The following is a 6,454-nucleotide window of genomic DNA, read 5'->3' as shown; positions in this document are numbered from 1 at the left end:
ATGGCGCAATCATTGCCCACTGCTGGTCATCAAGCCAGAATTCTCCTGCCATGGTCCAAAACTCCCGCTGCAGAAGCGAGTGAATCACGGAGTGCCAGTATGATCAAGAGTCTGATTGGGTTTTGGCCCTAGAGCGCATTTCGATCTGACTGGATCAGATCGACGCTCTAACGTCTTCTATTTCAAGCATAATCTTATCGATCCTCGTTTTACTCCGGTCGGATTATGCTCTAAAAAAGCCCGCCAGATGGCGGGCTTTCTATTTCATTTTTAGCCGCGCAGTACGCCGCCAGTCTGCTTGGCCACGCTGGCCACGACCTGCTTCGATAGTGCTTCCAGATCTTCATCCGTCAATGTGCGGTCCTGTGGCTGCAACAGCACCTCAACCGCAATCGACTTCTTGCCTTCACCAAGCGAAGCACCAGTGAAAATGTCGAAGACCTGAACGCCGACGATCAGCTTCTTGTCAGCAGACGAAACCGCCTTCACGAGATTTCCGGCTTCTACATCTGCATCCACCACAAACGCGAAATCGCGCTTGAGGCTCTGGAACTGCGAAAGGTTCAAAGCCGGCTTGGTGCGCGTGGACTTTGCCTTCGGCTCAGGGATCGCATCGATATAGACTTCAAAGCCGCAAAGTGCACCCGAAACATCAAGTGCTTCCAGCGTATCGGGATGGAACTCGCCGAAAGTACCCAAAACCACCTTCGGTCCGAGCTTCAACGTACCCGAACGACCCGGATGGAACCAATCGGGACCGCCAGCTTCGATCTGGATACGATCAACCGGAGCGCCGGCAGCTTCCAATGCGGCAAGCGCATCGGCCTTGGCGTCGAACACGCCGGCCGGGGCCGCATTGCCAGCCCAGAAACGGCCCGAGCCGTCAACCTTGGCCGTACCGCGGCGCACGCCGCCCGCAACGCGACGCTGCTTGTCCGGCGTATCGCCTTCATAGATGCCCGAGACCTCAAACAGTGCCGTGTCGCCGAAACCGCGATCCGCATTGCGCTGTGCAGCGACCAGCAGACCCGGCAGAAGCGACGGGCGCATGTCCGACATATCGGCGGCAATCGGGTTGGCAAGCTTCAGTTCCGGCTTGCCGCCGCCGAACGCCTTGGCCTGTCCTTCAGAAATGAAGGAATAGGTCACGGCTTCCATCATGCCGCGCGAGGCGAGCATGCGGCGGGCATAACGGGTTCTGATCTGCAAGGTCGTCAGAATACGGCCATTGACGGCACCATGGTTCGGCAGCGGCTGCGGATCGATCTGGTTGATGCCATGAATGCGCATGACTTCTTCAACAAGGTCAGCCTTGCCTTCCACATCGCCACGCCATGACGGAACGATTGCCCTGATGACCTTGCCGTCACCTTCGACGCCGAAGCCGAGACGCTTCAGAATATCGAGCGACGCTTCATAGGACACTTCGATACCTGTCAGGCGCTTGACTTCCGATACCGGGAAATCGATCACGCGCGGCGCAGGCTTGCTATATCCGACCACGTCGAGAACTGTCGGCTCGCCGCCGCAGAGTTCCAGCACCAGCTTGGTCGCGATTTCTGCACCTGGAACCATCATTTCCGGATCGACGCCACGCTCAAAACGATAGCGCGCATCGGTAACGATGCCCAACTCGCGGCCCGTGCGTGCAATCATGCGCGGCTCCCAGAGAGCCGATTCGATCAGCACGTCGGTGGTGTTTTCATCACAACCGGAATGCTCGCCGCCCATGATACCGGCAATCGATTCGGGACCGTTCTCATCGGCAATCACATACATGCCCGGCTTGAACTTATACTCACGCTGATCGAGGCCGAGAATGGTTTCGCCATCCTTTGCCAGACGCACCGTCAGATTGCCCTTGACCTTGGCAGCGTCGAAGACATGCAGCGGACGACCCTGATCGAAGGTCACATAATTGGTGATGTCCACCAGCGCATTGATCGGACGCAGGCCGATAGCCTTGAGACGTTGCTGCATCCATTTCGGGCTTGGGCCATTCTTCACGCCCTTAACCATGCGCAGCGCGAAGCCGGTGCAGAACGGGTTCGCGGCATCCTGATCCAGAATAACCTTGACCGGCGTTTCACCTTCGCCCTTGACGGCGTCCGGCAGCGTATTCTTGAGCGTGCCGAGACCAGCAGCGGCAAGATCGCGTGCAATGCCGTGAATGCCGGTGCAATCGGCACGGTTCGGCGTCAGGCCGATTTCGATCACCGCATCGTCCAGTCCGGCATAGGTCGCAAAGCTGGTGCCGACCGGAGCGTCTTCCGGCAGGTCGATGATACCATTATGTTCGTCGGAAAGCTCCAGCTCGCGTTCGGAACACATCATGCCGAAGCTTTCGACACCGCGAATCTTGCCAACGGAAAGCGTGACATCAAGGCCCGGAACATAGTCGCCCGGACGGCCGAGAACGCCAACCAGACCGGCACGTGCATTCGGTGCGCCGCAAACGACCTGAACCGGCTTGCCATCACCCGTATCGACGGAAAGTACGCGCAGCTTGTCGGCATCTGGATGCTGAACGGCGCTCACGACCTTGGCGATCTTGAAGGCTTTGAAAGCAGCCCGGTCATCGACCGATTCCACTTCCAGACCGATATCGGTCAGTTTTTCGACGATCTGTTCCAGCGTCGCATCGGTTTCAAGGTGATCCTTGAGCCAGGAAAGCGTGAATTTCATTTGTCTTGTCCCTTCCTGTCCTTACGCGCTCAGTCCGCCGAAAAGCGTCGGAATGTCGAGCGGACGGAAACCGTAATGTTCGATCCAGCGTACATCGGCATCGAAGAAGGCGCGCAGATCAGGCATGCCATATTTCAGCATGGCAATGCGATCGATGCCCATGCCCCAGGCGAAGCCCTGATAAACGTCCGGATCGTAGCCGGAAGCGCGCAGCACATTCGGATGCACCATGCCGCAGCCCAGAATTTCGAGCCAGTCATTGCCCTCGCCGAACTTCACATGCGGGCCGGAACGGTCGCACTGAATATCCACTTCAACCGATGGCTCAGTGAACGGGAAGAAGCTCGGGCGCATGCGCATCTTGACCGAAGGCACTTCGAAGAAGGCCTTGCAGAACTCCTCCAGAACCCATTTCATGTTGGCGACATTGGCCGACTTGTCCACGACCAGACCTTCGACCTGATGGAACATAGGCGAATGGGTGGCGTCGGAATCCATGCGGTATGTCTTGCCCGGAATGACAATGCGGATCGGCTCGTCGCGGCCTTCCTTGTCACGGATGGCGGCAAACTTCTCCATCGTGTGCACCTGCACCGGCGAAGTGTGCGTGCGCAACAGCTTGCGCTCGCCCTTCTCATCCGCATTGAAGAAGAAGGTGTCATGCATTTCACGCGCCGGATGACCTTCGGGGAAGTTCAGTGCTGTGAAATTGTAATAGTCGGTTTCGATATCCGGACCTTCGGCAATTGAGAAACCCATATCGGCGAAGATTGCCGTGATCTCGTCGATGACCTGTGAAATCGGATGGATGCGACCGCGCGATGCAGCGCTTTCGCGCACCGGCAGTGTCACATCGACCTTCTCATGCTCAAGGCGCGCTGTAATCGCCTGTCGGCGCAGGTCCGCCTTGCGCTCGGTCAGCGCTTCGGTAACGCGGTTCTTCAAGCCGTTGATGGCCGGGCCCTGTGCCTGGCGCTCTTCCGGCGTCATGCTGCCCAGCGTCTTCAGCTTTTCCGAAACCGAGCCCTTCTTGCCAAGAGCGGCGACACGCACGGCTTCAATGGCAGGCTCGTCAGCCGCCGCCGCGATGTCTTCGAGAATCTGCCGTTCAAGTTGTTCTAGATCACTCATTGTTTAAATCCCTGTCGTGCCTGCGGCACTCCACGCCTCTTGTTTTGTGCTCCCTGTCGCGCTTGCAGCGCTCCACGCCTCTTGTTTCGAGTTCCCTGTTGCGCTTGCAGCGCTCCATATATTTCGCTTTGCAGCCAAAGAAGCGTTGTCGTTATTCTCTTTGGCCTGATTGACGAGACGCATCAAGATTGGCGTCAAAAAATTCCATCGCCTGCAAAAGCCGTCTTCCATCGCCGCCAAGAAAAATGCGGCGAAACAGCTGCAGCGGCGCGATGGTAAATCGGAAGAATCCAACGATTTTCTTCAATTCCGGAATCACGTCAGCGGGCGCAACCGCACGATAGGCTGCGAATGTCTGCTGCGGTGTCCCGGCAAGACGCGCCTGCGCCGTGATCTGGAAAAACAAAAGCCAGACATCGCGCGCCTGCGCGGCAGCAAGCGGCATCACCGTTTCCGGCTCCTCCTCGAAATCGAGAAAGCCGGCAACACCGTTTTTCTCGAAAAAATCGCGCGGATGCGGGCGCCCGTGGCAGAGTCCTGCCGCATGAGCCTCGCCCAAAGCACGGGCACAATGGACGAGAAGCGCGTCATGGCCCTGCGGTTCATTGCGACGTAACTGGTCAAGTCGATCCTGGATGATGGGCGCGACATCGCTCAGAACCATTACCGCCCCTTGGCGGTAGACAATTCTGGGCACCTGAAAACCCGCTTGCTGAAAAGCGCTCATCTTGCGCTCTTCGCGGTCGGCCATGCCTGCTTCTCCGACATCCTTCGGGCTACGCAGGAACGGATAGGGAAGAAGCGGCGAAATCAGGCTGTGCAGGCGCTTCGGAAGTGGGCGCCTTTCGGCATCGTAGCGCTTGATCCAGACGCGATGACCACCAATGACAGCGCTGGAAATGCGCTTGCCCTGGCTCTGGGCAAGCAGAACCAGCAGGCTGCGGAGATCATCCGCATCCAGATCCAGTCTCAACTTGCCCGGTTCATCCTTCATGCCCGCTTTGAATCCTTAAAACGAGAAAACCCGCGCCAGCCGAGCCAGCGCGGGTCCCCAAATTATCGATACTGCTTGGGAAAGGCGGCTGGCTTAGCGGACAGCGCCTTCAAAAGCGTTCGGCGTCTCGGTGTTCTTGAGGTACTCGAGAGCCTTCTTTGCCGACGCAACCAGCGCACCGAATGCATCCGGTTCGTGGATTGCGATGTCGGACAGAACCTTGCGGTCGATCTCGATGCCAGCCTTGGCAAGACCGTCGATGAAACGGCCATAGGTCAGGCCCTGCTCGCGGACAGCAGCGTTGATACGCTGAATCCAGAGAGCGCGGAACGAGCGCTTGCGGTTCTTGCGGTCGCGGTAAGCATACTGCTTCGAACGGTCAACTGCAGCCTTGGCGGTGCGGATGGTGTTCTTGCGACGGCCACGGAAACCAGCAGCCTGATCCAGAACCTTCTTGTGCTTTGCGTGGGCGGTAACGCCGCGTTTAACGCGTGCCATGTTATGATCTCCTTCTCAGACTAATCTTAGAGGCCGTTCGGCAGGAACTGCTTCACGATCTTTGCATCGGCATCGGCGAGAACCATGGTGCCGCGTGCATCGCGAATGAACTTGTTCGAACGCTTGATCATGCCATGACGCTTACCAGCAGCTGCGGCCTTGATTTTGCCGGTGCCGGTGATCTTGAACCGCTTCTTGGCGGCCGATTTGGTCTTCATCTTGGGCATTTTGCTACTCCTTCTTTGCGATCCCCCTCGTGCCCTCCGGCACTCGACGCCTCTTGTCGTGGCGTCCGGTCATGCCTGATGCGGACGGGAACCTAGTTTTACTTCCGGACTGACCAAGCCCGAAAAGCATACGAAACCGCCACGGCATGCCCTGCCGGGCGGTTCGAACGCGGCCTTATAGGCTCAAAGACTGCAAAATGCAATGCCCGAATTGGCCCAAGTCGGCTTGAATCGCAGCCGAAACGTCAATAAAGCCGCAAAAGCACCGGCAGGACGTGAATGTCCTGCAAATATTCAACGAACTCGAAAAACGGATAGGCGACGAAAAACACCAGACCGTCCGTGAAGGTACGATAAAGCCGATCAGGACGAACGATCAGTTCCTTGTCGTCGCGGAACAGCGAAAACTTCGGGAAGAAACGCGGAACGCTGGCGCAATAAGCTTCATAAGGCTTGCCAAAATTCTGCTTGAGAAATTTCTCTTCCGTCCGGATGACAACCGAGAAAGCAAGATAGCAAAGCACGCCGAAGGCGACCGCAATGATAACACTGCCGGTCTGCGCGCCGATGCCCATCGCACCGATGCTGCTGAAGACGTAAAGCGGATTGCGCGTAACCGAATAGGGTCCGCTCTGCACGATTTCCGCGCTCTTGCGCCCGCCGATATAGAGCGTGCACCACATGCGTCCTATGATGGCCGCAACGATCAGGCTCAGACCGAACGCTTCGATATATTCATGGAAATGGCCAGTCGATTGCGAGCTGACAAAAAGCAGCGCCACGACCAGAAGTACCACGACGGCGCCGATCGCAAGGCGCCGACGCTGCTGATATTTCCCCAATTCGCCCAAAGTTTTCATTGTCATTCCACGATCCTGTCTTGATCCAGGCAAATGAAAAGCCGCCCGAAGGCGGCTTC

General features: G+C 57.4%; 6 protein-coding genes. All 6 read right to left on the bottom strand.

The window, feature by feature from the left end; translation table 11 throughout:
• Nucleotides 1-270: 270 nt before the first annotated feature.
• On the bottom strand, nt 271-2,685 hold the full coding sequence (pheT, locus tag F9K91_RS12885) for a phenylalanine--tRNA ligase subunit beta (RefSeq protein ID WP_151677933.1): 2,415 nt from the start codon (nt 2,683-2,685) through the stop codon (nt 271-273).
• A 21-nt stretch (nt 2,686-2,706) separates the two neighbouring features.
• On the bottom strand, nt 2,707-3,816 hold the full coding sequence (pheS, locus tag F9K91_RS12880) for a phenylalanine--tRNA ligase subunit alpha (protein WP_151677932.1): 1,110 nt from the start codon (nt 3,814-3,816) through the stop codon (nt 2,707-2,709).
• 151 nt (nt 3,817-3,967) lie between these two features.
• Nucleotides 3,968-4,810, bottom strand: coding sequence for a BUD32 family EKC/KEOPS complex subunit (locus tag F9K91_RS12875; RefSeq protein WP_151677931.1), 843 nt, complete (start codon nt 4,808-4,810; stop codon nt 3,968-3,970).
• A gap of 93 nt (nt 4,811-4,903) precedes the next feature.
• On the bottom strand, nt 4,904-5,308 hold the full coding sequence (gene rplT, locus F9K91_RS12870) for a 50S ribosomal protein L20 (protein WP_006468099.1): 405 nt from the start codon (nt 5,306-5,308) through the stop codon (nt 4,904-4,906).
• A gap of 26 nt (nt 5,309-5,334) precedes the next feature.
• Nucleotides 5,335-5,535 carry a 50S ribosomal protein L35 gene (gene rpmI / locus F9K91_RS12865; protein WP_006473268.1) on the bottom strand — a complete coding sequence of 67 codons (201 nt, stop codon included), beginning with the start codon at nt 5,533-5,535 and terminating at the stop codon, nt 5,335-5,337.
• Between the two features lie 245 nt (nt 5,536-5,780).
• On the bottom strand, nt 5,781-6,395 hold the full coding sequence (locus F9K91_RS12860; RefSeq protein ID WP_151555317.1) for a methyltransferase family protein: 615 nt from the start codon (nt 6,393-6,395) through the stop codon (nt 5,781-5,783).
• Nucleotides 6,396-6,454: the final 59 nt, after the last annotated feature.

It is taken from the genome of Brucella tritici (assembly GCF_008932295.1).
Lineage (GTDB): Bacteria > Pseudomonadota > Alphaproteobacteria > Rhizobiales > Rhizobiaceae > Brucella > Brucella tritici.
This window is presented reverse-complemented; position numbering and strand designations above follow the sequence as displayed.